Source organism: Craterilacuibacter sinensis (genome assembly GCF_009831765.1).
GTDB classification, from domain to species: Bacteria; Pseudomonadota; Gammaproteobacteria; order Burkholderiales; family Chromobacteriaceae; genus Craterilacuibacter; species Craterilacuibacter sinensis.
Genome location: NZ_WSSB01000013.1, coordinates 62347 through 88143, shown reverse-complemented (window position 1 = coordinate 88143; position 25797 = coordinate 62347). Strand labels below are relative to the sequence as shown.

The 25797-nt window shown below is 59.2% G+C and carries 29 protein-coding genes; 17 read left to right on the top strand and 12 right to left on the bottom strand.

The genetic code is table 11. The features are described 5' to 3' along the window. The 4 genes from GQF02_RS15850 to GQF02_RS13395 form a co-directional block, all read left to right on the top strand. A partial coding sequence (locus tag GQF02_RS15850) for a hypothetical protein (protein WP_220789476.1) occupies positions 1 to 362 on the top strand: 362 nt, incomplete at its 5' end. A 1146-nt stretch (positions 363 to 1508) separates the two neighbouring features. Beyond that, a complete protein-coding gene (locus GQF02_RS13405; RefSeq protein WP_124735977.1) occupies positions 1509 to 1712 on the top strand; it encodes a cold-shock protein in 204 nt (67 codons plus the stop codon). 163 nt (positions 1713 to 1875) lie between these two features. After that, a complete protein-coding gene (locus GQF02_RS13400) occupies positions 1876 to 2646 on the top strand; it encodes a DUF4396 domain-containing protein (RefSeq protein ID WP_160797813.1) in 771 nt (256 codons plus the stop codon). An 83-nt stretch (positions 2647 to 2729) separates the two neighbouring features. Next, entirely contained in the window at positions 2730 to 3548 is an 819-nt protein-coding gene (locus GQF02_RS13395; protein WP_160797811.1) for a DUF3025 domain-containing protein, read from the top strand. Here GQF02_RS13395 and GQF02_RS13390 read toward each other — a convergent pair. Continuing rightward, positions 3494 to 4699, bottom strand: coding sequence for a YihY family inner membrane protein (locus GQF02_RS13390; RefSeq protein ID WP_160797809.1), 1206 nt, complete (start codon positions 4697 to 4699; stop codon positions 3494 to 3496). The two genes, GQF02_RS13395 and GQF02_RS13390, sit on opposite strands and share 55 nt — an antisense overlap. 55 nt (positions 4700 to 4754) lie before the next feature. Here GQF02_RS13390 and wrbA point away from each other — a divergent pair, with 55 nt between their 5' ends. After that, entirely contained in the window at positions 4755 to 5348 is a 594-nt protein-coding gene (gene wrbA, locus GQF02_RS13385) for an NAD(P)H:quinone oxidoreductase (protein ID WP_160797806.1), read from the top strand. Positions 5349 to 5537: 189 nt separating this feature from the next. On the opposite strand, the gene GQF02_RS13380 is transcribed toward wrbA, so the two are convergent. From GQF02_RS13380 to metX, 4 genes are all read right to left on the bottom strand, one after another. After that, entirely contained in the window at positions 5538 to 5948 is a 411-nt protein-coding gene (locus tag GQF02_RS13380; RefSeq protein WP_220789475.1) for an MliC family protein, read from the bottom strand. 35 nt (positions 5949 to 5983) lie between these two features. Further along, entirely contained in the window at positions 5984 to 7243 is a 1260-nt protein-coding gene (locus GQF02_RS13375; RefSeq protein WP_124735971.1) for an AmpG family muropeptide MFS transporter, read from the bottom strand. A gap of 96 nt (positions 7244 to 7339) precedes the next feature. Beyond that, positions 7340 to 7933 (bottom strand): methionine biosynthesis protein MetW, encoded by a 594-nt coding sequence (metW, locus tag GQF02_RS13370; RefSeq protein WP_160797802.1) that lies wholly within the window; start codon positions 7931 to 7933, stop codon positions 7340 to 7342. Further along, positions 7930 to 9072, bottom strand: coding sequence for a homoserine O-succinyltransferase MetX (metX, locus tag GQF02_RS13365; RefSeq protein WP_124735969.1), 1143 nt, complete (start codon positions 9070 to 9072; stop codon positions 7930 to 7932). The genes metW and metX overlap by 4 nt, the downstream gene beginning before the upstream one ends. A gap of 120 nt (positions 9073 to 9192) precedes the next feature. Here metX and GQF02_RS13360 point away from each other — a divergent pair, with 120 nt between their 5' ends. From GQF02_RS13360 to ybaK, 3 genes are all read left to right on the top strand, one after another. Continuing rightward, positions 9193 to 9375 carry a protein MIGRI gene (locus tag GQF02_RS13360; protein WP_124735968.1) on the top strand — a complete coding sequence of 61 codons (183 nt, stop codon included), beginning with the start codon at positions 9193 to 9195 and terminating at the stop codon, positions 9373 to 9375. 246 nt (positions 9376 to 9621) lie between these two features. Then, the gene (locus GQF02_RS13355) at positions 9622 to 10539 is read left to right on the top strand and encodes a TIGR01212 family radical SAM protein (RefSeq protein WP_160797800.1); all 918 of its coding nucleotides are present in this window, start codon (positions 9622 to 9624) and stop codon (positions 10537 to 10539) included. A gap of 65 nt (positions 10540 to 10604) precedes the next feature. After that, positions 10605 to 11087: a Cys-tRNA(Pro) deacylase gene (gene ybaK, locus GQF02_RS13350; RefSeq protein ID WP_160797798.1), complete on the top strand. Its 483-nt coding sequence runs from the start codon at positions 10605 to 10607 to the stop codon at positions 11085 to 11087. A gap of 5 nt (positions 11088 to 11092) precedes the next feature. On the opposite strand, the gene GQF02_RS13345 is transcribed toward ybaK, so the two are convergent. After that, complete coding sequence (locus GQF02_RS13345) at positions 11093 to 12307, bottom strand: multidrug effflux MFS transporter (protein WP_160797795.1); 1215 nt, start codon at positions 12305 to 12307, stop codon at positions 11093 to 11095. A gap of 67 nt (positions 12308 to 12374) precedes the next feature. Here GQF02_RS13345 and arsC point away from each other — a divergent pair, with 67 nt between their 5' ends. Further along, positions 12375 to 12728 (top strand): arsenate reductase (glutaredoxin), encoded by a 354-nt coding sequence (gene arsC, locus GQF02_RS13340; RefSeq protein ID WP_124735964.1) that lies wholly within the window; start codon positions 12375 to 12377, stop codon positions 12726 to 12728. 45 nt (positions 12729 to 12773) lie between these two features. On the opposite strand, the gene GQF02_RS13335 is transcribed toward arsC, so the two are convergent. Further along, positions 12774 to 15140, bottom strand: a complete 2367-nt coding sequence (locus tag GQF02_RS13335) for a penicillin-binding protein 1A (RefSeq protein ID WP_160797793.1) — start codon at positions 15138 to 15140, stop codon at positions 12774 to 12776. Positions 15141 to 15280: 140 nt separating this feature from the next. Here GQF02_RS13335 and GQF02_RS13330 point away from each other — a divergent pair, with 140 nt between their 5' ends. The 8 genes from GQF02_RS13330 to GQF02_RS13295 all read left to right on the top strand — a co-directional run bounded on the left by GQF02_RS13330 (position 15281) and on the right by GQF02_RS13295 (position 22393). Further along, on the top strand, positions 15281 to 16396 hold the full coding sequence (locus GQF02_RS13330; RefSeq protein ID WP_160797791.1) for a pilus assembly protein PilM: 1116 nt from the start codon (positions 15281 to 15283) through the stop codon (positions 16394 to 16396). Next, positions 16396 to 16974 (top strand): PilN domain-containing protein, encoded by a 579-nt coding sequence (locus tag GQF02_RS13325; RefSeq protein WP_124735961.1) that lies wholly within the window; start codon positions 16396 to 16398, stop codon positions 16972 to 16974. Before GQF02_RS13330 ends, GQF02_RS13325 begins: the two co-directional genes overlap by 1 nt. Then, positions 16971 to 17609, top strand: coding sequence for a type IV pilus inner membrane component PilO (locus GQF02_RS13320; protein ID WP_328698625.1), 639 nt, complete (start codon positions 16971 to 16973; stop codon positions 17607 to 17609). The genes GQF02_RS13325 and GQF02_RS13320 overlap by 4 nt, the downstream gene beginning before the upstream one ends. Then, positions 17606 to 18142, top strand: a complete 537-nt coding sequence (locus tag GQF02_RS13315) for a pilus assembly protein PilP (protein WP_328698624.1) — start codon at positions 17606 to 17608, stop codon at positions 18140 to 18142. The genes GQF02_RS13320 and GQF02_RS13315 overlap by 4 nt, the downstream gene beginning before the upstream one ends. After that, positions 18139 to 20262, top strand: coding sequence for a type IV pilus secretin PilQ (gene pilQ / locus GQF02_RS13310; protein ID WP_160797787.1), 2124 nt, complete (start codon positions 18139 to 18141; stop codon positions 20260 to 20262). The genes GQF02_RS13315 and pilQ overlap by 4 nt, the downstream gene beginning before the upstream one ends. Positions 20263 to 20294: 32 nt before the next feature. Further along, entirely contained in the window at positions 20295 to 20861 is a 567-nt protein-coding gene (locus GQF02_RS13305; RefSeq protein WP_160797785.1) for a shikimate kinase, read from the top strand. After that, positions 20848 to 21933, top strand: coding sequence for a 3-dehydroquinate synthase (gene aroB / locus GQF02_RS13300; RefSeq protein WP_160797783.1), 1086 nt, complete (start codon positions 20848 to 20850; stop codon positions 21931 to 21933). Before GQF02_RS13305 ends, aroB begins: the two co-directional genes overlap by 14 nt. 94 nt (positions 21934 to 22027) lie before the next feature. Next, a complete protein-coding gene (locus GQF02_RS13295) occupies positions 22028 to 22393 on the top strand; it encodes a type IV pilus assembly protein FimV (RefSeq protein ID WP_124735957.1) in 366 nt (121 codons plus the stop codon). 63 nt (positions 22394 to 22456) lie between these two features. Here GQF02_RS13295 and GQF02_RS13290 read toward each other — a convergent pair whose 3' ends face one another. Genes GQF02_RS13290 through GQF02_RS13270 form a run of 5 tightly spaced genes read right to left on the bottom strand, consistent with a single transcriptional unit; the run spans position 22457 to position 25748 of the window. Next, positions 22457 to 22891 (bottom strand): hypothetical protein, encoded by a 435-nt coding sequence (locus GQF02_RS13290; protein ID WP_160797781.1) that lies wholly within the window; start codon positions 22889 to 22891, stop codon positions 22457 to 22459. A gap of 9 nt (positions 22892 to 22900) precedes the next feature. Next, positions 22901 to 24007: a polymer-forming cytoskeletal protein gene (locus GQF02_RS13285; protein WP_160797779.1), complete on the bottom strand. Its 1107-nt coding sequence runs from the start codon at positions 24005 to 24007 to the stop codon at positions 22901 to 22903. Between the two features lie 11 nt (positions 24008 to 24018). Next, on the bottom strand, positions 24019 to 24717 hold the full coding sequence (locus GQF02_RS13280) for a hypothetical protein (protein WP_160797777.1): 699 nt from the start codon (positions 24715 to 24717) through the stop codon (positions 24019 to 24021). Further along, positions 24710 to 25282 (bottom strand): GspH/FimT family pseudopilin, encoded by a 573-nt coding sequence (locus GQF02_RS13275; protein WP_160797775.1) that lies wholly within the window; start codon positions 25280 to 25282, stop codon positions 24710 to 24712. The genes GQF02_RS13280 and GQF02_RS13275 overlap by 8 nt, the downstream gene beginning before the upstream one ends. A 7-nt stretch (positions 25283 to 25289) precedes the next feature. Then, on the bottom strand, positions 25290 to 25748 hold the full coding sequence (locus tag GQF02_RS13270; RefSeq protein ID WP_160797819.1) for a type IV pilin protein: 459 nt from the start codon (positions 25746 to 25748) through the stop codon (positions 25290 to 25292). Positions 25749 to 25797 lie beyond the last annotated feature (49 nt).

Genomic DNA, 25797 nt, shown 5'->3' with positions numbered 1-25797 from the left:
CCCGCTTTCCAGCGCCCGATCCGGTGACGGCCAAGGCCACGACCAGATCACCAGCCCGTGACCAACACGCCCCAGCACCAGCCACGCCTGCCACCGGCGAGCACTTTACCCTTGCCCGAGTTGGTAACAAGCCGAATCACCAGCCAGTGACCACCACACCCTACAAGACCATGAAGCCAGCACGCGCCGCCAGTGCAACAGACCACCGTCCAGCGCCCACGCTGGTGACAGCCAAGGCCACAGCCAGACTACCAGTCCGTGCCCCACACGCCCCAATACCGACCACGCTAGCCACCGGCAAGCGCCTTGCCCATGCCCGAACCAGTGGCGACCAAGGCCACGACCAGATCACCATTCAGTGACCACCACACCCTGCAAGACCATGAAGTAAGCACGCGCCGCCAGTGCAACAGGCGGTAGGACATAGAGGTAAATAAGGAATGCAAAGCCATGGTAAACAAGGGCGAATTCAGGCTTTAAAGTAGATGGTTTTAAGCGTGCAAAATAGCGCTAATTTTGCCGTTTTTTGCCCTGTCACCGCCTATCAGGCAGTGACACCCGATTTTGTCACCGCCTAAAAACCCTTTAGAAACAACAATGTCACCGCGTCACCGCTGTCACCGCCTGTTTTTTGGCGTACGGGTGGTTTGTGCGCCGTTAGGATGTAAAAAAGATCGGCAGCGGGAGCGCTTTGGTTTGAGTTGGACGATGGGTAGGGGTGGGTCGGATGTCTGAGCAAAAACGGTCGGAACCGCGTGCCTAACTACGAATTTTTATGGCGGCACTTTTTGAAGATGGGGGGGGTCAAGAATGGAGCACCAAGGTAGGGAGATCGTGAGCAGAGAGAAGTATCCTTATACCCTGACAGAAGATTGCATAACAGAAGCTCCGTATGACCGACTGGCGTGAGCTTCGCTAGTGGCCTGAGGCAGCCCCCAGACCCTGCCCATGGAAACGGATTTTCTGTGGTTTCATAGGGTAGCAAGACAAGCTTGGGGGTATATTTGGGGGTATATTTGGAACGTGAAAAATACAAACCCTTACGGGCTGTGGCTTGCAGGCCACACTTCGATTCCCGCCGGGGCACCAACGACGTTAGACAAAGTGGCAAGACACCCCATAAACCCGCACAGCACCAGGCTTTGCGGGTTTTTTGTTGGCAGATAGAAGCAACAGCCCCCAAGCAACTGCCCTACTGGCTCTGATACCGCAGGCCAGTACACAAAAACCCATGGCACCCCACCCCAAGCCAAACAAGTACTTAGCGGCGCATGGCTATGGCCGGCGTAAAACTGGCCATAGCTTAGCTGAAATTATTTTCACAAAACCATTTGACCGACCGGGACAAGGTGCGTATAAAGGTCTCCGCAAGATCTTCAAGTAGTAGATTCAAGTATCAGAGTTGTTCCTCTTTATTGCGGTACTCCATTGTTCCACTCGGTCTTCCTTGATTATTGCGCATTCGGGCTTAGGCCCATTTCTACAGATTTGTTTTAAAGGAATTCCTCATGGAAACCGGTACCGTTAAGTGGTTCAACGACGCAAAAGGCTTCGGCTTCATCACTCCTGATGCAGGCGGCAACGACCTGTTTGCACACTTCTCCGAAATCCGCGCTGACGGCTTCAAGTCGCTGGCCGAAGGTCAGAAGGTTAGCTACGTATCCGGCATGGGCCAAAAAGGTCCACAGGCAACCAACATCCAGCCGCTGTAATTCGGCCCGGATTTGTTGTCTAGAAAAAGCCCCGCTTTGCGGGGCTTTTTGTATGGGCAATGCGCATGAAGATGCGTGCAAAAGCCAATGTCACTCCACACCTCATAAAAAAATCCAAAGCAATCAGGCTATAGATAGAGACTTGCAAACATGAGTTTCTGCCATGCCTATCCAACATCTACCCGCCTGGCTTCACCCGCTTGCCCTGTTCACTCTCGCACTGGGTCTCGCCTGTTTTATCTATATCCTGCTTGACCAGCGCCACCGCCCCGCCCCCATGATGGCCATCATGAACTGGGTCTGGCCAGTCAATGCACTGTGGGCCGGACCACTCGCCATCTGGGCCTACCGCCATATCGGCAATGGCAGCAAACCCCGCATCACATCTGTTCACGCCATGAAGATGAACATGCCCGCAGGCGAACACAATATGAAGATGAGCATGGATATGGGTGCCATGAAGATGGGACACATGGACATGGGAGCTAAAAAGCCGTTCTGGCAGAGCACCACCGCCGGCACCCTGCATTGCGGCGCAGGCTGCTCCCTAGCCGACCTGATCGGCCCCTGGCTGTTTCTCTTGATGCCTTTTTTGCTATGGGGCAGCCCCGTTTTCGGCGAATGGGCACTGGACTATCTGCTGGCGCTGGCTATCGGCGTAAGCTTCCAGTACGGAGGCCTGATCGGCATGGTACCGCAACAAGGTGCCGCACTATGGTGGCGTGCACTCAAGGTCGACTTCCTGTCGCTCAGTGCATGGCAAGTCGGCATGTATGGCTGGATGGCCTTCGCCATTTTCTGGCTGATCGGCCCGATGCATCCCTCAGAACCGATCTTCTGGCTGATGATGCAGATCGCCATGGCTTGTGGCTTTATCACCGCCTATCCGATGAACTGGTTTCTGGTTCGCGCCGGCATCAAGACCACCATGTAAGCCCCATGCTGCGCCGGCAACAAGCCGCCCCCGGCGCAGCGACTTGCTTTAAAATAATGGCCCGCATACCCGAATTGCCCGGCATGAGCTCCATTTCCTTCCCGCACGCCCCCGCCCCGTTTTTCTCCACGCTGGACAGCCTGAGTGCACTCACGGCAACACTGCAGGCTTGGCCCACGCAGCAAGACTATGACCAACTGCTGGCCAGCGCCCGCCATAGCGGCATCACGCTGCCGCCGACACTGCGTTTTGCCTGCGACCTTGAGCCGGAAGCCTATTACGAGATGCATATCGGCAGCACCGGCGAAGTCCCGACCCGCAGCGAAAACTGGCACGACTGGTTTAATGCCTTGTGCTGGCTGATCTGGCCACAGAGCAAGACTGCGCTTAATGCACGCCATGTGCGCGCAATCGAACGCGGCGAGGTCAAGCGCGGGCCGCTCAGGGATGCGGCGACCTTGCTGGACGAGTGCGGTGTGATTGTCGCCAGCTGCCGCCCCGATCTGCTCGCGGCGCTGGATGACATGGACTGGCAAACGCTGTTTGTCGAAAACCGCGCAGCCTGGGGGCGGGAAATCGTCCCGCTGGTACTGGGACATGCTGTCTTCGAGCAGGCGCTGGCTCCGCACCCGGGCTGGTGCGCCAAGGCGCTGCTGGTCGAGGTCGATGCCGATTTTTTTGGTCTGCCTCAAAGCGCGCAACTGGCGGCGCTGGATGCAAGGCTTGCCGCCGCACTGGACAAGGACGACTGGCTGCATAGCCCGCGCCAGATGCCGCCCCTGCCGCTACTGGGCATTCCCAACTGGTGGGAAGCCAACCGTGATCCGGTTTTTTATCAGGATGCCGCTTATTTCCGCGCCACGCGCAGGGCAAAGTCGGCCAGCGTGGTACTTTCCAGCTGATCGACAAAGGGCTGGAATACGCGGTCAACCTCCTCGGCCAGCGCATCATCCTCGACATCGCCGCGATAGACAAACAGACGGAACAGCTCGGCCAGGTTGATGGTCGAGAGCTTGCGTCCCAGCGCCCAGTCACCGGACTGGGTGGCCAGCACCATGCCTACGCTGGACAGGCGCTCCAGCACCCGCCCCAGCTCGTCGTAGCCAACCGCGACTTCGCCTCGCAATGCCTGCGGGCTGACCGGCTTGCCGCGCTCTTGTGCCGCATCCAGCAAGACCATCACCTCCAGCGCATCCAGAAAACGCCGGCGCGGCTCATTGCGCCGCCGCCATGCCTGACCCTGCCAGTAAGACAGCGAAGCGGTAAAGCTGGCCCCGACCAGCAAGACCATCCACAGCAGATACAGCCACAGCAGGAAAATCGGGATACTGGCAAACGCACCATAGATCGTCTGGTATGACCCCATCTCGCCGATATAAAAGCCGAACAGCGCACGCACCGCCTCCAGCAAAATGGCGGTAAGCGTGCCGCCCAGCGCGGCATGTTTCAAGGGCACAAAGCGGTTAGGCACGATACGCAGCAACAGGGTCAACACCAGCGTCGTCAGCAAAATGGAGCCTGCCACCTGGATCGACTGATCCAGCAGCAGCGACACCCGCTCGAAACGCGTGACCTTGAATAGCCAGCGCCAGGCCAGCAGGCCGCCGCCCAGCAAGATGGGCCCCAGCGACAACACCATCCAGTAGATCATGGTCTGCTGCAGCAAGGGTCTCGGCTTGTTGACGCTCCAGATCGCATTAAAGGTGCGCTCCACCGTCGCCATCAGCATGATGGAAGTCGCCCCCAGAAAGATCACGCCGAACAGCGTCAGCCCGGCGGCATTCTCGGTAAACTGGCGCATATAAACGGTAATCACCTTACCGGCAAATTCCGGCACCAAGGTGGTCAGCAGCAGTACCTTGAAGCGGGTGCTGTATTCGGAAAAAGCCGGAAAGGCGGAAAAGACCGTCAGCGCAATCGTCAGCAAGGGCACCAGCGCCAGCAGCGTGGTAAAGGTCAGACTGCCGGCTACTTGCGGCAGGCGCAAACGAGCCATGCGCGTCAGCGTAAAGCGGATGAAGCCGAACAGTGCTTCAGGACGTGGGAAAGTCATGGTTTCCAAGTGTAAGATGCTGCCATAACTCATGGTAACGATTTTCGGAGACACAATGCAGGATATCCTGGTGCTTTATTACAGCCAGCACGGCGCAACCCGCGAACTGGCGCGCCTGATCGCACGCGGTATCGACAGTGTAGACGGCTGCCGCGCACGCTTGCGCACCGTCCCCAAGGTATCGACGGTATGCGAAGCCACCAAGGCGGCGGTACCGGACGCCGGTGCGCCCTATGTCGAGCGCGCCGATCTGGCCGAATGCATAGGCCTTGCACTGGGCAGCCCGACCCGTTTCGGCAATATGGCTGGCGCGATGAAATATTTTATCGACAGCACCAGCGCCGAATGGATGGCCGGCACCCTGGCCGGCAAGCCGGCCTGCGTCTTCACAAGCACAGCGTCCATGCACGGCGGACAAGAGACCACGCTCACCTCGATGATGATTCCGCTTTTTCATCACGGCATGGTGCTGCTGGGCCTGCCCTATACCGAGCCTGAACTGGCCGCCACCTTAAGCGGCGGTACGCCTTATGGTGTCAGCCATGTATCGGGACTAAAGAATGATCATGCCATCAGCGAAGCCGAACGCAAGCTGGCGCTGGCGCAGGGCAAACGCCTAGCCGAGATGGCAAAAAAACTGGCAGCCTAAGCTTCAACCGGCATCTGCCAACTCAAAGCCTGCAGCATGCGCGAGCACGCCAAGGCAGCAAACAGGAGCGCATCAACCCGGAGAACGGATGCGAGGTGATGGCCGGACAGGCACGCTTTTCGCTGTCAGGCCGTATGCATCAATATGGCAGGCCATCCCTAGCCGCCGTGCTGCGGCTAACACCACAGCCTAGTTCGGCTGCGCCACACACTGGCGCACCAGCATCCGGCCGCCGCGCGTGCTCAAAAATGCGCTATCGCCCTTGGTCCACCACACCAGCTGGCTGCTGGCGTAGCGTGCCCCGCTGCCGCTCACTGCCAGGCTCAAGCGGTACTTATACCCCTTCCAGCGCAGGCGGATAGGCTGCGAGTCTGCATCGGCATAGGCCGGATACAGCACACTAATCTGTTGCGCACCCGCACAGCGGTAGTCGACCCGAAAAGGCACCGAACCCAAGGCGGGTTCGACTACCGGGGCGGGCTTCGGCGCCTCCGGGATGGCGACGACCGGCGCAGCAGGTACTGCCAGCGGCGCACTGCTCTCCAGCGCCGGCATCGACGCTTGCACGGCACTGGCATCGGCCCATGCCATGCCACTCATCAGCAACCCTAAAACAGCAAGCGGTGATCTCACGCTTATGCCTCCTTCCATGGCGCGACCTTGTGCAGCAAAGCCATGCCCGGCAGCGCCAATACGGTACAAATCAGGAAAAACATCGTCCAGCCCAGGCTGTCGACCAGATAGCCGGTGCCGGCATTGGCCACCGTGCGCGGCACGGCGGCGAGGCTGGTAAACAGCGCAAACTGGGTGGCGGTGTAAGCCGGGTGCGTGGTGCGCGCGATAAAGGCGACAAACGCCGCCGTGCCCAAGCCGACGCCCAGCGCTTCGAAACCGATCACCAGCGCAAGGCTGGACAGCTCCGCCGCGCCAACCTCGGCAAAGCGGCCATGCATCGCCAGCCAGGCAAAGCCCAGAATCGACAGCACTTGCACTACGCCGAATACCCACAAGGCGCGGTTGATGCCCAGCTTGATCATCCAGGCACCACCCAGCAAGCCGCCAATCACCGCCGGCCACAGCCCGGCATGCTTGGCGACCAGCCCGATCTCGGACTTGGAAAACCCCATGTCCATATAAAACGGCGTCGCCAGCGCGGTGGCCATGCTGTCACCCAGCTTGTAGAGAAAGATGAAACCCAGAATCAGCAGCGCGCCCTTGACGCCGCTACGCCCGATAAACTCGTGAAACGGCTCGACCACCGCCTCGCGCAAGGTCTTGGGGGTGGCGGCCGCCAGCGCAGGCTCGCTTACCATCAGCGTCATGGCAATGCCGGGCAACATAAACACGGCGGTAATTACAAACACCTGCGCCCATGGCAGATGGTCGGCCAGAATCAGCGCCAGCGAGCCCGGAATCAGGCTGGACAGGCGATAGGCATTGATATGGATGGTATTGCCCAAACCCAGTTCGCGGTCGGACAAAATCTCGCGCCGGAAGGCATCAATCACCACATCCTGGCTGGCGGAAAAGAACGACACCCCCAGCGCCAGCGCCGCAATAGTCATCAGATCCTGCTGCGGCGAGAACAGGCCGAAGCCCATCATCGACAATAAAAGTGCGCACTGGGTCAGCAGCATCCAGCCACGGCGCCGGCCAAACAGCGGCGGCGTGAAGCGGTCCATCAGCGGCGCCCAGACGAATTTCCAGGTAAACGGCAACTGGATCAAGGCAAACAGGCCGATGGCCTTGAGGTCTATGCCCTCGCTTCTGAGCCAGGCCGGCAGCAGATTGATCAGCAGATACAGAGGCAGGCCGGAGGCAAAACCGGTAAAGACGCAAATCAGCATCTTGCGCGACAGGATCTCATGCTTCCAGTCGGTGGGTGCGTCAGTCATAAGCGGGGACAGCCTTTTCAATCGGGGTAGAGGGGCAGAGCAGCAAAGCGGGCATTCTACGCCACGCCCCCGCTGCCCGACATGCCGGCCCGGCCTTTATTGCCGGCTGACGCGGTAAAACGCCAGGCTGCCCAGCAGATTGGGCATGAAATCGATGCGCCGCCCCTTGTCCATCACCACCCGCTCCAGCACGCGTATGCCGTTCTTGGCACACAGCGCTTCGAAATCCCCCAGCATGCACCAGTGGATGTTCGGCGTGTTGTACCACTGGTAAGGCATGGTTTCCGACACCGGCATCCGCCCGCGCATAATCTGCCAGCGGTTGCCCCAGTAGCCGAAATTGGGGAAGGTGACGATGGCTTCGCGCCCGACGCGCAGCATCTCGATCAGGATCTGCTCGGTGTGCAACATCGCCTGTATGGTCTGCGACAGCACCACCACATCGAAGCTGGCATCGCCGAACTCGGCCAGGCCCGCCTCCAGGTCGGCCTGCAGCACATTGATGCCGGCCTCAACGCAGCGCACCACATTGTCGACGGCAAAGTCGACACCATAGCCGCTCACCTGCTTGCTCTGCTGCAAGTGAGCCAGCAATTCGCCCGAGCCGCAGCCCAGATCGAGCACGCGCGAAGAAGGTTTGATCCAGTCGGCGACCAGCGCCAGATCCGGTCGCAAGGCAGGGGCACTCATGCGCTTATCTCCGCAGCAACACGGCCCAGATAGGCACGCATCAACTCTACATAAGGGGGGTCCAGCATCAAAAAGGCGTCGTGGCCGTGTGCCGACTCGATCTCGGCATAACTGACGCGCCGTCCGGCGGCGACCAGCGCCTTGACCGTCTCGCGCGAGCGCTCGGGCGAGAAGCGCCAGTCCGAAGTAAAGCTGGCCACCAGAAAACCGGCGCTGGCACGCTGCAAGGCCTTGACCAGATCGCCACCGTATTCGCGCGCCGGATCAAAATAATCCAGCGCCTTGGTCATCAGCAAATAGGTATTGGCATCGAAGCTGTCGGAGAATTTGTCGCCCTGATAGCGCAGATAAGACTCGATCTCGAATTCGACATCGAAGCCGAACTGGTATTCGCCCGAGCGCAACATGCGGCCGAATTTCTCGCCCATGCCGTCATCCGACAGATAGGTGATATGGCCCAGCATGCGCGCCAGGCGCAGGCCGCGACGCGGCAACACGCCCTGGCCGTAAAAGTTGCCGCCATGAAACTCGGGGTCGGTGAGGATGGCCTGGCGCGCCACATCATTAAAGGCAATATTCTGCGCCGACAGCTTGGGCGCCGAGGCGATCACCAGCGCATGAGCGATGCGCTCGGGGAAACGTATGCTCCAGTCCAGTGCCTGCATGCCGCCCAGACTGCCGCCTATCACCGCCGCCCAGCGCTCGATGCCCAGCCGGTCGGCCAGCCGTGCCTGCGCGATCACCCAGTCCGCCACCGTCACCATGGGAAAGTCCGCCCCCCAGGGCTGGCCACTGGCCGGATTGATCGAGGACGGGCCAGTCGAGCCATGGCAGCCGCCCAGATTATTGACCCCGACCACGAAGAAGCGCTCGGTATCGATAGGCTTGCCCGGCCCTATCATATTGTCCCACCAGCCGGCACTCTTGTCGGACTCGCTATAACGCCCGGCCACATGGTGGTGGCCGGACAAGGCGTGGCAGATCAGGATGGCGTTGCTTTTGGCTGCATTCAGCGTGCCATAGGTCTCGAATGCCAGCTGATAAGCCGGCAGTACGGCCCCGCAGGCAAGCGCAAGCGGAGTATCAAACGCCGCATACTGGGCACTGACTATCCCGACAGAAGAGGAAGTAACGGACATGGGTGATTGCGGCCTCGAAAAAATCGCCATGTAAGCGGTCAGCCATTATATCGTTTGGGCAGACTTGCGTAAGCGTCAAGTACAAAGCAATAATGAGCACCCATATCCCCCGCCTTAGCCATGTTCGGTCGCCTGTTCAAATTTTTCGTTCTGTGCTTTGTGCTGTATGCAGCCTATCGCTGGCTGTTTGACCGCAGCCAGAAAAAGACCCTGCGCGAATGGGTCCTCATCCTCGCACAGGCCCTGGTGATCAGCTCGGCCATCTTCGGTGTGCTGTATCTGTTTGGCTGGCACCGCTTATAAGAGCGTGTTCACGCTCTCGCGAGCGAGGGCGAGACAAGGCGAAAACGGCTGAGAAAGCGGAATGTACAGGTGGTACATGAGCATTTCGAAACCGTTTTCAACGCCGTATCGCTGATGCGCAGCAGATCGTGAACAGGTTCTAAGACCCAGGGCGGAAGCGGAAAGCCATCCACACCCAAGTCTTTGATCCAGCACAGGGATTCATTTTTTCCGGGCTGTTAAGCTGTGCGGTTTTTTCCGGCCGCCATGCAACTCGATCACTACGTCCACACCTTCGGCCATTACCTCAAGGCACGCTTCGGCGAACGCGTGCACAAGCTGTCGCTCGCCGGCGACTTCACCTGCCCCAACCGCGACGGCACGCTGGGCCGTGGCGGCTGCACCTTTTGCAATGTAAAAAGCTTCGGCCGCGATGCCGGCATTCTCTCCATCAGCGAACAGATCGCCCGCGAAAAAGTCCGCACCGACCGCGCACGGCGCTATCTGGCCTATTTTCAGGCCTATACCAGCACCTATGCCGAAGTCGAAACCCTGAAAGCACTCTATGACGAGGCCGCCACCCAGTCCGATATCGTCGGCTTGTGTGTCGGCACCCGTCCCGACTGCGTACCGGATGCGGCACTGGACCTGCTGGCCGGCTATCAGGCGCAAGGCATGGAGGTCTGGCTGGAGCTGGGTCTGCAAAGCGCGCACGACAAGACTCAGGAAGCCATACGCCGCGGCCACACGCTGGCCGACTACCGCGATGCGGTGGCGCGCGCGCATCAGCGCGGACTCAAGGTCTGCACCCATCTGATTGCAGGTCTGCCCGGCGAAAGCCATGCCGATATCCACAGCACACTAAAGACCGTACTCGACATCGGCGTCGAAGGCCTCAAGTTGCACCCGCTGATGATCGTGAAGGGCAGCCGCATGGCGGCGCAATACCAGCGACGCGAAGTCATGCCGATGCCGCTGGACGACTATGCGGCACTGGCGGCCGATCTGATTCGCGCGACGCCCGCACATGTGGTCTATCACCGCGTCTCGGCCACCGCGCAAGCGCCAACGCTGATCGCTCCTGACTGGTGCGCGCCGCGCTGGCTGGCGATGCAGGCCATTGCCGACAACCTGGCACGCCACGGAGGGCAAGGCAGCGCACTAGGACAGCCATGGCATGTGTAAGCCGGGCTTTACCGGCAGCCGGAGCGACTCTAAGCTAGCATGGTTTTTTATCGATAAAGAGCACCATGGCCAAGGACAAAACTCCGGTGACCCAGGCGGTACGACTGCTGCGCGAGCACGGCATCACCTTTAGCGACCATCTGTATAAATACGAAGAGCGCGGCGGCACACGTGTGTCGGCGCAGGAACTGGGCGTAGACGAGCATTGCGTCGTAAAAACGCTGGTGATGGAAGACGAACACAAAAAACCGCTGATCGTGCTGATGCATGGCGACCGCGAAGTGGCGACCGGCCTGCTGGCACGCGCCATAGGCGTGAAAAAAGTCATGCCGTGCGACCCCAAAACCGCCGACAAACACAGCGGCTATCAGGTTGGCGGCACCAGCCCCTTCGGCACGCGCCACGCCATGCCGGTTTATATGCAGGCCAGCATCGCCGATTTGCCGCGCATCTATATCAATGGCGGCAAGCGCGGCTATCTGATAGGGATAGACCCTGCCGATGTGGTCAAGGTATTGAACGCGACACTGGTCGAGGCCGCCGCCTGACCTTTTTAGCGTTCAAGGCAGGAGGCGCGGCCGACACGCAGCCGGTAGGCGTAACGGAAGGAAAAACCCAGCGTCAAAAAGGCCGTCATGGTCAGCGCCAGCATCAGCGGGCTGCCCCATACCAGGGGCGACACCACGCCGGCAACGATACTGGCCAGCATGGTCTGGGTGAAGCCCTGCAGGGAAGACACCGTGCCGCGCAGTTCGGGAAACTGGTCCATCAGGGTCAGGGTGATGGAAGGCGACGCCAGCGACATGCCTGTGGTGTACAGCATCAGGGGCAATACGCTTTGCGGCACGCCGGCCGGCAGCCACAGGCACACTGCCAGATTGGCGGCGGCAGCAATAAACATCATCCAGTAGGCAAGGGACACCAGCTCGCGCGCGCCGCGCCGCCCGGCCATCTTGCCCGACAGGAAAGCGCCCAGCATGATGCCGCCAACGGCTGGGCCGAACATCCACAAAAACTCGTCCGGCCCCAGCCCCAGATGGCGCATTAAAAACACCGGTGCCGACGGGATATACAGGAAGAAGCCGGCGAAGTTGCATGACACGGCCGCGGCCAGCAACTGGAATTCGCGCTTGCCAAGCACAGTCAGATACGCCTGCCACATCGTGGAAAAGCGCAAAGCCTGGCGCTTTTCCGGCGGATGGGTTTCCGGCAAGGCAAACCAGCTCATGGCAAACAGGCCGAAACCGATCAGTGCCATAAACACGAAAATCGAACGCCAGCCAAAACCGCCATACAGAAAACCGCCCACTACCGGTGCAAGCGCCGGTGACAGCGAAAACAGCATGGTCACCTGCGACATCAGGCGCTGCGCTGCGGCCCCGTCCAGGCAGTCGCGGATAATCGCCCGTCCCACTACCAGCCCCGCCCCGCCACACAAGCCCTGCAAGGCGCGAAACAGCAGCAGCGTGCCCAGATTGGGTGCCAGCGCACAGCCCACCGATGCCACGCCAAACAATAAAGTCGACACCAGCAAGACACGGCGCCGCCCTACCGCATCGGAAATGGCGCCGTGCCACAGCATCATAAAGGCGTAACACAGCAGATACACCGTCAGTGCCTGCTGGATTTCTATCGCGTCCACGCCCAATGCGTCACCGATGGCATGCATGGCCGGCAAAAAGGTGTCGATGGAAAACGGGCCGACCGTGGATAGCGCCGCCAACAAGAAAGCGAGTGCCCCGTGGCGCTTGGTGGCAGATGATGGCATGCTGTATTCCGGATAGAGTCACAAACAGGGTGCGGTTTTCCGTTACCCAAGAAACGAAGGAGACGGCATGATCCGCCTTTACCACAACCCGCGCTGCTCCAAGTCGCGCGAAGCACTGCAGCTATTGCAGGATGCAGGCGCTCAAATCGAAGTCATCGAATATCTGAAGCAAACCCCCAGCATTGAAGAGCTGGACCAATTGCTAAGCTTGCTGGAACTGGAGCCGCGCCAGCTGATGCGCCGCCATGAAGAGGAATACCAGATGCTGTATCTGGACGATATCGCACTGGAGCGCCGGCAGCTGATCGCCGCCATGCACGACAACCCGATACTGATCGAGCGCCCCATCGCACAGTGCGAGCAGCGCGCCGTGATCGGCCGCCCGCCACAGAATGTATTGAGCCTGCTCACCCAGGCTTGACGAAAAACGGGCAGCGCCCCTCAAACTGGGGCGCTGCCCGCACACTCAGAACAGCAATTCCTTAACATTCTCCACCGCATCCTGCGCCGCATCCGGAGGCGCCACCGGCACCGCCGCTTCCTCTTCGGCAGGCTTGGCCGCACCCGGCACCGAACCGCGGTTATTGATCTGCAGTTCGGGGTTGGTGCGCTGGAACTCTTCCATATAGTACTCGTCCCCCCCGCGCAGACCGGCTCCAGGCCTCACCACAATACCCTCGGGCGGCGGCAGGTCGACTTCAGGCTGCCCCTTGAGTGCATTGGCCATATAGTTGGTCCAGATCGGCAAGGCGGCCGTCCCGCCATAACCGAAGCGCCCCAGACTGCGCGGCTGGTCATAGCCCACCCAGGTCACCGCCACCAGATTCGGACTAAAACCGGCAAACCAGGCATCACGGAAATCATTGGTGGTACCGGTTTTCCCCGCCAGATCGGAACGCCCCAGGCTCATGGCGCGGTTGGCGGTACCAAAGCGGATCACATCGCGCAGCAGACTGCTGGTAATAAAAGCATTACGCGGATCGATCACCTGGGTCGCCCCCTGTCCGGCCACCGCCGGCGCGGTACGCGCAATCACGCGACCATTCAGGTCTTCAATGCGGTCGATGAAATAGGCACGGGTACGGTAGCCACCATTGGCAAACACCGAATAGCCCTCGGCCATCTGCAAGGGCGTCACCAGACCGGCACCCAGCGCCATGGTCAGATAGGCAGGGTTATTCTTGGCCGAAAAACCGAAACGCTGCGCATATTGCTGGCCGTAGTCGGTACCTACCGCCTGCAGGATGCGGATGGATACCATATTTTTGGACAAGGCCAGGGCACGGCGCATCGAAATCATGCCGGCGTAACGGTTATCGTCGTTTTTGGGTTCCCAGCGCTGCCCCCCGATGCTGGCCGGGTCTATCGACAAGGGCGCATCGTTAATCAGGGTTGATGCAGTAAAGCCGCGATCCAGACCAGCCGAATAGATAAAGGGCTTGAAAGTCGAGCCCGGCTGGCGCCATGCCTGCGTCACGTGGTTAAAGCTGCGGCGGTTGAAATCAAAGCCCCCGACCAGCGACTTGATGGCACCGGTGCGCGGATCCATCGAAACAAAGGCCCCCTCCACCTCGGGCATCTGGGCGATTTCCCAATAGCCTTTCGGGTTGGGCTGGATACGCACCACGGCACCCGGCCGTATCTGCTGTGCCGGCGTCAGCTTGCTGGACAGGGCGCGTCGAGCAAACGACAAGCCCGGCCCCTTGACCGTAGCAAAACGGCTGCCGCGCAAGTAAACCTTTACTTCCGACGGTGACGCAGACAACACCACGCCTGGCTCAAGCTCGCCACTGTCGCGAATCGACGACAACGCCTCATCCAGCGCCTCATCCCGGTCTTCGGTCATCGCCCCCAGATCGACAAACGACTCAGGCCCGCGATAGCCCAGACGCCGGTCGTAATCCATCAGCCCGGCACGCAGCGAGTCAAAAGCCCAGCGCTGGTTGCGGCTATCGATGGTGGTGTAAACACGGAAGCCTTCGGTATAAGCCGCATCCTTATACTTCTGGTACATGTCCTGACGTACCATTTCCGCCACAAACTGCGCCGGCACGCCGGTGTCACGTGCAGGCTTGGCCAAGCCCAGCGGCTCGGCCTTGGCCGCCTCCAGCTGGGCTGTCGAGATATGACCCAGCTCATGCATGCGACGCAAAACATACAGCTGGCGCAAACGGGCACGCTCGGGATTGGCAACCGGGTTGTACGAGGAAGGCGCCTTGGGCAAGCCGGCCAGCATGGCAAATTGCGCCACGCTTAACTCATTCAAAGGCTTGCCGAAATAGGCTTGCGAGGCGGCCGAAAAACCGTAGGCGCGCTGCCCGAGATAGATCTGGTTCAGATACAGCTCGAGAATCTGGTCCTTGGACAGGGTATGTTCGATCTTGAATGCCAGCAGCGCTTCATTAAACTTCCTACTAAAAGTCTTTTCACTTGATAAGAAGAAGTTTTTAGCCACTTGCATGGTAATGGTGCTTGCACCGGACCGCGTATGCCCAGATACTATATTTCCTAGCGCAGCTCTAAGAACACCGACATAATCTACACCACCATGCTGGTAAAAGCGTTCATCCTCAGCGGATAGCAGCGCCTGGCGCATCAGCGGCGGCACGTCGTGAATACGGGAGAACGAGCGGCGCTCTTCACCGAATTCACCAATCAGCGCACCGTCGGCGGCATAGACGCGCAGCGGGATCTTGGGGCGGTAATCGGTCAGGATGTCCAGATTGGGCAAACGCGGCCAGGTGACAAGAATGGCAACAGCCAGCACACCGACCGCAAGTGTCGTGATACCGAGTATGGAGCCCAGCACAAGCTTCAGGATTCGCAGCAACATAATGGTTCGAAAGAAAAATCGAGCCCTGATTATACCGTTTTACCCGGAAGCGCTGGCAAAGTTCCGCACTTAAGAATAATTGGTCATTATTAAAGGGAGGCGGCTACTTTCCATATCCTAAGGAAAGAGCCGATAACGACATGCTGGGTGGCAAACTGGAATTACCCAAATCCTTGAGCAGTCTGCTAGCGGGACGCCGCCAGACAGCAGACAGCCTGATCGGACTGGATATCAGTTCAAGCGCTATCAAGATGGTCGAAATCGGCCGCCAGGGCAAAAACCTCCTGCTGGAACGCTACGTCATCGAGCCCCTGCCAAAGGACGCGATGAACGAAGGCAACATCAATGACATCGAAGCGGTCGCTGACGCTCTGCGCCGTGCGCGCGCACGACTGGGTAGCCACTGCAGCCGGGTTGCCATGGCTCTGCCCACGACCATGGCAATTTACAAAAAAATACTGGTGCCGGCCGGTCAGGACAAAACGGATCTGGAATTTCAGGTCGAAAGTGAAGCCAGCCAATACATCCCCTTCCCGCTGGATGAGGTCAATCTCGACTTCCAGGTACTGGGCCCCGCACCAACCCATGCCGACGATCTGGAGATATTGATATGTGCCTCGCGCAAAGAAAAGGTCGAAGAGCGCCTGGCCATCGGTGAAATGGCCGGGTTCACAACGGCCATTATGGACGTCGAAGCCTTTGCCATGCTGACCGCGTTCGAGCAGTTGCAAATGCAGCTGCCTGATCAGGGCTTCAACCAAACCTTTGCCCTGTTTGATATCGGCGCCACCAAGATCCACTGCTCCGTGATCCGCAACGGCCAGCAGTTGTATTACCGCGAACAGGCGTTCGGCGGCACCCAGCTGACACGTGAAATCCAGCGCCGCTACGGCATGACCCATGAAGAGGCGGAAAAAGGCAAGCGCAGCATGCTCTTGCCCGAAGGCTATGAATCCGAACTGCTGCAGCCCTTTGTCGACTCTTTATCACAAGAGATCCAGCGCGCGCTGCAATTCTTCTACACCACGGTCAGTGTGTCGCAATATCTGCGCGTCGACTACATCCTGCTCGCCGGCGGCAGCAGCATGCTGCTAGGTCTGGATGACGCCGTTGCCCTGCGCACCCAGATCAGCACCATGATCGCCAACCCCTTCACCACCATGACCCAAGCCCCCGGCATTCCGATTAAAGATCTGTTGCTGGATGCGCCTGCCCTGCTGGTTGCCTGTGGTCTTGCACTAAGGAAATTCGACTGATGATACGCATCAACCTGCTCCCTTACCGGGAAATGCGGCGCGCGGATCACAGACGCCGCTTCCAGAACATGCTGGCACTGGCCATTGCCGGTAGCGCCTTGCTGCTGGCCGCCGGCTATGCCCTGCAAAGCCATGCACTGGACAGCCAATTGTCCCGCAACCAGCGTCTGGATAGTGCCATTGCCGAACTGAGCGTCAAACTGGGCAAGATCACCGAGTTGCGCCAACAGCGCGCCGCTTTGCTTGCGCGCAAAGACCAGGCCGCCCAGCTGCAAAATGGCCGCTCGCAGGCGGTGCGCCTGTTTGATGACCTGATCCGCTTTATGCCGGAAGGGGTTTATCTCAAAGATTTCAAACAAACCGGCAACACCATCACCCTGTCCGGCTACGCACAATCCGGCGCTCGCGTTTCCAACTATATGGGCACTTTATCCGACTCCGGCCTGTTCATTAATCCGGTACTGATAGAAGTGAAAGCCGCCGCGCTTGGCAATCTGCGCGCCAGCGAATTCAGCCTGACGATGGCGCTGCAAACACAAGGCGATCAAGAAGCCCACAAGACAGGAGCACCACAGTGAACCTGAATATCAATCTGGACGAGCTGCGCAACCTCGACTTCAACGACATCCAGAACTGGCCGCTACGCTCCCAGCTGATCACGCTGGGCGTAATGGCCATATTTATTCTGCTGGCCGGTTATTTTGTGGTTCTGGGCCCGCAACGCGATGAAATTGCTGCCGCCGAAGCGCGCGAAGCCGAGCTGAAAACTCAATATATCGACCAACGCCGCCAGTTGGCCAATCTGGAAGCACTACAAGCCCAGCTCAAAGAGATAGAAAAAAGCTTTGGCAGCCTGATCCGCCAGCTGCCAACCAAAGCAGAAATGGCGTCCGTACTGGCAGAAATCAACCAGGCGGGCGTGGGTCGCGGCCTGCAATTCGAACTATTCCGCCCCGGCCAGGAAATCCGCGGCGCCGAGTTGGCCGAGCTGCCGATCGAGCTGCGTCTGAATGGTACTTACAATGATCTGGCCACTTTCGTGTCGGATGTTGCCCGCATGTCGCGCATTGTCACCATCAGTGATATTTCGCTGACCCCGGCGGCCGGCAAAGATGGCCGCCTCACCCTGCAGGCAACGGCCAAGACCTACCGCACGCTGGAACCCGCCGAACGCGCCGCGGCGACAGCCAGCACCAAGGAGAAGGGAAAGTGAGCACAGCCATGAAAACCACGCTTTCCCGGCTGCTATGGCCACTGTTACTGGCCGGCTGCACAACAGCATCCGACGATATCGATAGCTGGATGCAGCAGCAAGGCCACGGTTTGGTCGGCAAGGTTGAACCGATTCCGCAACTAAACGCCATGGCTACCACGATTGACTACACCGGTTTCGGCCTGCTGTCGCCATTTGACGCGAACAGATTCAAGACGGCGGGCAGCCAGAATAGTGCCAATGCACCCGACTTCAAACGCCCGCGCGACCCGCTGGAAAAGTATGGGCTGGAACAACTGAAAATGGTCGGCAGCCTGCAGATCAAGGGTATACGCCACGGTCTGATCCAGACACCGGACGGCATGGTGTATCCGGTGCGAGCCGGCAGCTTTATCGGTACCAATTACGGCAGGGTGACGGCCGTACTCGATGCACAGATCAAGCTGGTCGAGACTGTAGAAGAAAGCAACGGCGAATGGGTCAAACGCGAAACCGATATTCTGCTGGCAGATGAACAAGGGCAAAGTAAATGAAAACAACAAGACAACTGACCATGCTGGCGGGCAGCCTGCTTATCTCCTCCAACCTGGTATGGGCAGCCGGCAATAGCATTACCAAGATCGAAACCTTGCCTGGCAACGGCGACCAGCAGGTACTGGCGATCACGCTGGCCAAGCCTGCCCTGTTACCCAAGAGCTTTGCGCTGTCCAATCCTCCACGCATTGCCTTCGACTTTATCGACACGGGCAGCAGTCTTGCCAAAACACAACTGGCCCTGCCCGGCCCCTTGCTCAATAACGCGACCATTGTTGCGGCAGGCGAGCGTAGCCGCGTCATCCTGTCGCTAGCCAAAAACAGCCCCTACCAGACCCGGGTGGAAGGCAACCGCATTCTGGTCACACTGGGCAATGTGCAGCAGCGTGTACAACCAGCCAGCATCACGACGCCCGCCAGCAGCGTGCCAGTGGCCACGACTCCCGCCTACGTTGCCAACATTTCGGGCAGCGATATCAGCCTGGTGGATTTTCGCCGTGGCAGCGATGCTTCGGGCCGGGTAGTGATCGATCTGCCTAACGCCAGCAGCGCCACCGATGTCAGCCGCAGCGGCAAAAGCCTCATCATCAATCTGAGTGCACCGCTACCGCGCCGGCTGGAGCGACGGCTGGATGTCACCGACTTCGGTACTCCGGTACAGAGTATCGATGCCAGCAATCAGGGCAAGGGCAGCCGCGTCGTCTTGCAAAACGCGGGAGAGTGGGAGTTTTCCTCCTATCAGGCCAATCAGCAACTGGTCGTGGAAGTGCGCAAGATTTCGACCGAGCAGGCCAATGCCGCACTGATGGCACTGGGCAAGACCATCTACAAAGGCGAAAAGCTGTCGCTGAACTTCCAGAACGTCGAAGTACGTGCCTTGCTGCAGACACTGGCCGAGTTTGCCGGCTTCAATCTGGTCACCGGCGACACCGTCACCGGCACCATGACATTGCGCCTGAAAGACGTACCGTGGGATCAGGCGCTGGATATCGTCTTGCAGCAAAAAGGGCTGGCCAAGCGTCAGGTCGGCAATGTGATCCGTATCGCACCACAAGCCGACATGATTGCGCTGGCCAAACAGGCGGCCGAAGCCAAGGAAGCGACCACCTTGCAAGAGCCCCTGATCACCGAAGTCTTCCAGATCAAGTACCGAACAGTGGAAGAAGTCATGAGCGCCATTGCCGGTCTGGTGGATATCGACAGCAAGAACAAGGGATCCACGAGCACGAACAATACCGGCAACAATAACGGCCTGCGAGCATCCGCCTACGCCGACGCCAAGACCAACCAGTTGGTCGTGCGCGAAAAACCTCCGGTACTGGACGAGATCCGTGCGGTACTGGCGATTATCGACAAACCATCCAAGCAGGTACTGATCGAGGCGCGCATCGTCGAGGTCAGCGACACTTTCCAGCGCGATCTGGGTGTGAAGCTGGGTTTTGCCAAAGTCGGAGGTGATACATCGGTCGGTTCTGGCTACGGTCCAGCGGGAGGTACGCCGCTGCCAGGCGGCCCTGCAACGCTGCCAACGACCCCCAATATCAACCTTCCGTCCGGCTTAACCGGCGGCAATGTAGGAATCATTTTCAAGGGTGCCAGCTCCATTATCGGTTTGGAACTGCAAGCCATGCAGACCCAAGGCAAAGGCAAGATCGTATCCAGCCCGCGCGTGCTGACCGCCGACCGTACCAAGGCCATCATCAAGGAAGGTATCGAGATTCCTTACCAGTCCAACAGCGGCGACCAAGGCACGACCACCTCGTTCAAGGAAGCCAATCTGGTGCTGGACGTAACGCCGCAAATCACGCCGGACAACGACATCATTCTCGATGTTCAGGTCAACAAGGATGCGGCCAACTTCCTGAAATCGGTGAATGGCGAACCGTCCATCGACAAGCGTGAGGTCAAGACTCAGGTGCGCATCGGAGATGGCAATACCGTGGTAATCGGCGGCATCTACATCCAGGACGAGAGCGATACGGTCAGCAAGGTCCCGCTATTGGGCGATATCCCGGTACTCGGCCATCTGTTCCGCAGCAACTCGCGCAAAAACGATCGCCGTGAGCTTCTGGTGTTCATCACGCCACGCATCGTGGAAAGCGAAACTTTGATCCGCTGAAGCGGCGACAGCACACAATGACATCCGATACAATGCCCACCATGAAACTGGCTGGCAACTTATTCCTGGTCGGCCTGATGGGGGCCGGCAAGACTACCGTCGGACGCGCGTTGGCAAGGCGCAGCGGCAAGACCTTCTATGACTCGGATTACGAGATCGAGCAGCGCACAGGGGTGCGCATTGCGACCATTTTCGATATCGAGGGGGAGCGGCGTTTTCGCGAGCGCGAAACCCAAGTCATCACCGAACTGGTGCAGCAGCAGGATATCGTGCTGGGCACCGGCGGCGGTGCCATCCTCAGCCCGCTCAACCGCCAGTTGCTGGCACGCCATGGCACCGTGATCTATCTGCGCGCCAGCATAGATGACATCCTGACCCGCACCCAGCACTGTACCAATCGCCCGCTGCTGCAAACAGCAGATCCGCGCGCCAAGCTGGAGGCACTGTTTACCGAACGCGACCCGCTATACCGCGAAATTGCCGACATCGTGATCGATACCAGCCAGCAGAATGTCAATCTGCTGGTTTGCCAGCTGGAGGAGCGGCTCGCCCGCCTCCAGGGCCCACCTCCGGAAGCGTCCAAGCATGAAAACCCTTGACCTCGTACTGCCCGACACGCGCTACCCTATCCATATCGGCCAGGGTCTGCTGGACAGGGGCGAGCTGATCGCCGCCCACCTGCCACAAAACAAGGCCGTCATCGTCAGCAACACCACGGTCGCCCCGCTGTACCTGGCCCGGCTTAAAGCGGCGCTCGGCGCGCAAGGCATTCGCACGCTAGATATCGTGCTACCCGATGGCGAGGACTTCAAAACCTGGGAAACGCTGAACCGGATTTTTGATGTACTGCTGGAGCAAGGCTGCGAGCGCAAAACCACGCTGATTGCGCTAGGGGGGGGGGTGATCGGCGATATGACCGGCTTTGCCGCAGCCTGCTACCAGCGCGGCGTGCCCTTTATCCAGATCCCGACAACGCTATTGGCACAGGTCGACTCTTCGGTCGGCGGCAAGACCGCCATCAATCATCCGCACGGCAAAAACATGATCGGCGCTTTCTACCAGCCGCGTGCGGTGATCGCCGATATGGATCTGCTGGATACCCTGCCCGATCGCGAGTTATCCGCCGGGCTTGCCGAAGTGATCAAATACGGTCTGCTGGGTGATGCCGCATTTTTTGCTTACCTGGAAGCGCAAATGCCAGCACTACTCGCGCGCGACAAAACCGTACTGGCCTACACCGTCGAACATTGCTGTCGCATGAAGGCCGAAATTGTCGGTCAGGATGAAAAAGAAGCCGGTATCCGCGCCCTGCTCAATCTGGGACATACCTTCGGCCACGCCATCGAAGCAGGGCTGGGATTCGGCATCTGGCTACACGGCGAAGCCGTCGCGGCAGGCATGCTGCTGGCGGCCGAGGCATCGCGTTTGTCAGGCGATTTAAGCGAGCAAGATGTGCAGCGTATCCATGCCTTGCTGCAAGCGGCAAAGCTGCCTACCCTGGCACCGAATCTGGGCTTGGCGCGCTGGAAGTCCTTGATGGCACACGATAAAAAATCAGAGAATGGTAGCACTCGCTTTGTATTAATGGGCGCAATAGGCCACTCAAAACTCGCTACCCTGTCAGACAATATGCTAAATGAAATACTAACTGGTCGCTTTATACAACAATAGTTCCCTAAATCGCGAAATTAATACAACCGTGCATTGAGCCCTCTCTTTCCTGCTGGTAATCTTGCCTTAGCCATCATCAGGTAAGGGGAATAAGATGTTTACGGCAATTGCAGGACTGGCAGGCCAGGCAAGCATCAACAGCGCTCGCAAACTTTGGCGCCAACTGAGCTATGTTCCTCCGCGCAAGCGCGGTATCGACCCCATAGGTGAAGCGGAAGTTTTTCTGCACTATGGCCGTATCGACGATGCCATCATGGTTCTGCGCGATACCATGAAGCATGAGCCAAGCAATACCGCTGCCAAAGTGGCACTGTTGCGCGCTTACTCTTACCAACGCAACGTCAAGGATTACTCCAGCCTTGCCGCCACCTTACGCGATGAACTGCATACCTATCCGGTGTGGAATACCGTGCGTAAAAACGGCATGGCCATCGACCCGCATAACCCGCTATACCAGTAAGCGATCGCCGTACAAAATGAAAACGCCACTCAGTGTGGCGTTTTTTTTCTTGCGCCTCCACCACTACCGCTCGCGCACACGCGCCGGATCACTCCATGTCAGCAGGCTTGCCAGCTCTACCCGATGCGGGCCGGCTTTATCCTGCCACGTCACCTCGACTCTCAGCACCCGGTAGGACGGTGTACATTGCGGCGTCACCTGCCAGCTACGACTGAAAATCGTGCCTTGCACGGTTGTTTGTTCCGGCGCTTCACTGCTGACCAATAAAGAGCCGGCTCCCGGACAGGCGGTGCGCTGGTATTCCCCGGCGGCAATTAAGGCGCGCAAAGACTCGAGTTTATCCGCGGCATAATACTGGGCAAAGGCATGCGCCTTGGCTTCGGCACTACTGGCCAGCGTAGCGCTAGCCAGACGCAAGCCCGCCAACAATCCCACTGCCAACAGCAATAAGGCAATCAGCGCCTCCAGCAAAATATAGCCGTGCCGCACCATGCGCATAGATTCTCCCTACCAGTCACGCCAACTGCTGGCGAGCACAGACTCCTGACGCAGGCTTTGCGCCTTGGCCAGCAGGGCCGCGTCGTATTCCAGCTGCAGCGTGCCCTCGATCTGGCCCAGCGCCTCCAGCAGCAAGGCACCCTGCACCTTGGCACCATCATGGCTGGACAGTTTGCGCGCATAAACCACACCAAACACGACACTCCCTGCCGCCAGCTCCAGTTCGCCATCCACCAGCAAAATCACCGGCGCAGCTGGATTACCCAAGCGGACCGGCAAACGGGTGTACGGCTGACTATCCAGCGCCGACAGCAATACCACTTTACCGCCCATGTCTTCCTCAGGAAAAGGCTGGTGGCCGGTGAGATGAATATCGGCAGAGGCCTTCAACGCATCCCAGCCCAAGGCAAAAAACGAACGAAAAAACGCCTCGTCGGATAGCGCAGCCAGAGCCACATCAGCCAGCTGAACATCACTGCCAAAGCTGGCATTAGTCGAGCCGGCCTGATCCAGCAAACCGTCGCGGGCAATGCGCGTGCTAAACGACTGCATCGGCAAGGTGCCACTTCTGATCGTCAGCGGGGTCTGATTATTGATCACCTCCAGACTGCCACCCGACGCACTATCCAAGCGCCGTGCAAGCAATGTCGCCTCCGGCACGGCCAGCAATACCGGATCGGCCATCACCAGCTGGCTCACCACCCGCCGCGCGCTGCCATCATCGCTAAAGCCGGTCGCCATAATGCGCAGTCTGGCAGGCGCTGCGACCGGTAGCACACAAGCCGGGCCCAGGCTGGCGGCATCGCAAAACTGCACCTGCCAGCGCGGCCCACCCAACTGACCGCGCGCCAGAACTCCACTAACATCCGTGTCCAGCTGCCCATCACCATCATGATCGGCTCCGCCGGCAAGATAATAAGCCACGCCATAATGCAATCCCGCCTCGGCCGCCTCCAGCGCCTGCTTGGCACGGTAACTGCTGCCGGACAACTTGAGTTCGAGCAGGGATGTTCGGGCGGCATAGACCGTCATCAGTGCCACCGCCATCAACAAGACCAGCACCAAGCCCAAGGTAAGCATACCGCCCTGACGCCGGGCATTACGACCATCGCGCACGACCCGTACTCCTAAGGTGCGGAGAAAACCCGCAGGTTACGTAGCTGTACCGAACTCTCCAGCTGCTGGCGGATAGACGGATCGGCCAGCAGATAAGCACCCAGCCGGACCTTGAGCAGACGTACCTCGACCACGCGGTCACCGCTTTGTGCGCTGGCCAATAGCGCCGTACAACCGCCACTGTCCGTACGCTGCGCCCGGGTCACATTCACACACTTGCTGGCGGACACATCAAACAGCAACGTATCCACCGCTATAAGTGCGCCATCGGACAGGCTTTCCCAGTTACCACTGCTGCACAGCAGTGAGGCCGGGCCGCTGGTTTTCATACGCAGACTCTTCACGCCGGCAACGGTTTGCAGCTTGAAACCCAGACGCTCATCTGCGCTGATCTGGCCATCGCTATCGCGGTCATAGCTGTAGCGCACACAAGCCGGTGTCGCCGTATCCAGATTATCCATACCGGAAGAAAAAGGATTAGCCAACGGTGCACTGGCCGCCACCACATGCCAATAGCCGGCGCGACGCAGCTCTGCCGTCATCACATCCATCATCGCCTGCAGGTCGGCATTCAAACGCAAGGTCTTGAGCGTCGTACTGCTGCTACGCACATGTGCCACATACAAAGCCCCGGCACTGGCCAATATGATCAACGCCAGGGTGATGCCCAGCATCAGATCCAGCAGGGAAAAGCCGCGTACGCTACGCATGGCAGCCGGCATCAGGGTAAGGCGCGAGCTGTGTCGCACCGGCCGGCGAACAGATGCGGATACGCCCCAGAACACTGACCAGCACCCGCGTCTCCAGACCGCTCGTGGACAGCAAAGTCACCCGCCCGTTATCCGCCACCCCGCGCACCGGCTCGAAGCGCGCTTCGTTGCCGCTAAAGCCGCTTACCAGCAACTGCACACCCGGGTAATCGCGACCATGAAACACGGCAACCGAGAGCGCACCACCATCTGCCGCCGCGATGGTGCAAACCTTACCGGCATCCTGTCCGCTGGGATCACAACCCGGCACATCACTGGCGGCAAAATGCCATTGCCCGGCCGCACCGGCGATAAAGCGCATATACATCGGACGCGACTGTTTGAGCGCCTCCATGCGTACAAACTGTAACTGGCGATAAACCAGTTCGGTAGCGGCAATCAGGCGCTGGCGCTCGACCCAGAGCGAGAGATGAGGCAAAGCCACAGTCAGCAAGATGCCCAATACCGCCAGCACCAACAGCATCTCCAGCAAAGACCATGCACGCAGCACGCGAAGCCGGTACATGGCAAGCTCACCCCGCACCCCAACAGACACGCCTGGCAGCAGACGACATATCCGGCCCGTTTTCATTCAAGCGAAACACGCTAGCCGGGCAGACGCTATCTGCCCCCTGACCGCCCTTGTCCGTGGCAGCGGCCTCGGCAAGATACGTGGTACTAGCGGCACTATCGGGCAGCAACGAAATGGCGTAATAGCCCTCGGGGGATAGCGCAGAAAAAGCCAGCGTAGACAAAGCGGCACTGGCACCACAACTTGAAACTACGCCCAGATGCTGCGCATAGAAAGGACAGGAGGCACGAAAACGCTCTTGCGCCAGCGCCAACCCCAACAAGGCCGTACGCCCGTCAGCACGCCGTGCCTGCAATACATAATCACGGTAAGCGGGATAAGCCACCGTCGCCAGAATCGCCATCACCAGCAGCGCGCTCATCAACTCGACCAGCGAAAAACCGGCATGAAAGGGACGCATGGCATAGCCTCCTGGGCAAAGAAAACGGCGACCGAAAAGCCGGCCGCCG

Bases quoted from the DNA above. Each gene is read 5' to 3' on its own strand.
- GQF02_RS13405 (WP_124735977.1), top strand. From the start codon at position 1,509: ATGGAAACCGGTACCGTTAAGTGGTTCAACGACGCAAAAGGCTTCGGC.
- GQF02_RS13400 (WP_160797813.1), top strand. From the start codon at position 1,876: ATGCCTATCCAACATCTACCCGCCTGGCTTCACCCGCTTGCCCTGTTC.
- GQF02_RS13395 (WP_160797811.1), top strand. From the start codon at position 2,730: ATGAGCTCCATTTCCTTCCCGCACGCCCCCGCCCCGTTTTTCTCCACG.
- GQF02_RS13390 (WP_160797809.1), bottom strand. From the start codon at position 4,699: ATGACTTTCCCACGTCCTGAAGCACTGTTCGGCTTCATCCGCTTTACG.
- wrbA (WP_160797806.1), top strand. From the start codon at position 4,755: ATGCAGGATATCCTGGTGCTTTATTACAGCCAGCACGGCGCAACCCGC.
- GQF02_RS13380 (WP_220789475.1), bottom strand. From the start codon at position 5,948: ATGAGTGGCATGGCATGGGCCGATGCCAGTGCCGTGCAAGCGTCGATG.
- GQF02_RS13375 (WP_124735971.1), bottom strand. From the start codon at position 7,243: ATGACTGACGCACCCACCGACTGGAAGCATGAGATCCTGTCGCGCAAG.
- metW (WP_160797802.1), bottom strand. From the start codon at position 7,933: ATGAGTGCCCCTGCCTTGCGACCGGATCTGGCGCTGGTCGCCGACTGG.
- metX (WP_124735969.1), bottom strand. From the start codon at position 9,072: ATGTCCGTTACTTCCTCTTCTGTCGGGATAGTCAGTGCCCAGTATGCG.
- GQF02_RS13360 (WP_124735968.1), top strand. From the start codon at position 9,193: ATGTTCGGTCGCCTGTTCAAATTTTTCGTTCTGTGCTTTGTGCTGTAT.
- GQF02_RS13355 (WP_160797800.1), top strand. From the start codon at position 9,622: ATGCAACTCGATCACTACGTCCACACCTTCGGCCATTACCTCAAGGCA.
- ybaK (WP_160797798.1), top strand. From the start codon at position 10,605: ATGGCCAAGGACAAAACTCCGGTGACCCAGGCGGTACGACTGCTGCGC.
- GQF02_RS13345 (WP_160797795.1), bottom strand. From the start codon at position 12,307: ATGCCATCATCTGCCACCAAGCGCCACGGGGCACTCGCTTTCTTGTTG.
- arsC (WP_124735964.1), top strand. From the start codon at position 12,375: ATGATCCGCCTTTACCACAACCCGCGCTGCTCCAAGTCGCGCGAAGCA.
- GQF02_RS13335 (WP_160797793.1), bottom strand. From the start codon at position 15,140: ATGTTGCTGCGAATCCTGAAGCTTGTGCTGGGCTCCATACTCGGTATC.
- GQF02_RS13330 (WP_160797791.1), top strand. From the start codon at position 15,281: ATGCTGGGTGGCAAACTGGAATTACCCAAATCCTTGAGCAGTCTGCTA.
- GQF02_RS13325 (WP_124735961.1), top strand. From the start codon at position 16,396: ATGATACGCATCAACCTGCTCCCTTACCGGGAAATGCGGCGCGCGGAT.
- pilQ (WP_160797787.1), top strand. From the start codon at position 18,139: ATGAAAACAACAAGACAACTGACCATGCTGGCGGGCAGCCTGCTTATC.
- GQF02_RS13305 (WP_160797785.1), top strand. From the start codon at position 20,295: ATGCCCACCATGAAACTGGCTGGCAACTTATTCCTGGTCGGCCTGATG.
- aroB (WP_160797783.1), top strand. From the start codon at position 20,848: ATGAAAACCCTTGACCTCGTACTGCCCGACACGCGCTACCCTATCCAT.
- GQF02_RS13295 (WP_124735957.1), top strand. From the start codon at position 22,028: ATGTTTACGGCAATTGCAGGACTGGCAGGCCAGGCAAGCATCAACAGC.
- GQF02_RS13290 (WP_160797781.1), bottom strand. From the start codon at position 22,891: ATGCGCATGGTGCGGCACGGCTATATTTTGCTGGAGGCGCTGATTGCC.
- GQF02_RS13280 (WP_160797777.1), bottom strand. From the start codon at position 24,717: ATGCGTAGCGTACGCGGCTTTTCCCTGCTGGATCTGATGCTGGGCATC.
- GQF02_RS13275 (WP_160797775.1), bottom strand. From the start codon at position 25,282: ATGTACCGGCTTCGCGTGCTGCGTGCATGGTCTTTGCTGGAGATGCTG.
- GQF02_RS13270 (WP_160797819.1), bottom strand. From the start codon at position 25,748: ATGCGTCCCTTTCATGCCGGTTTTTCGCTGGTCGAGTTGATGAGCGCG.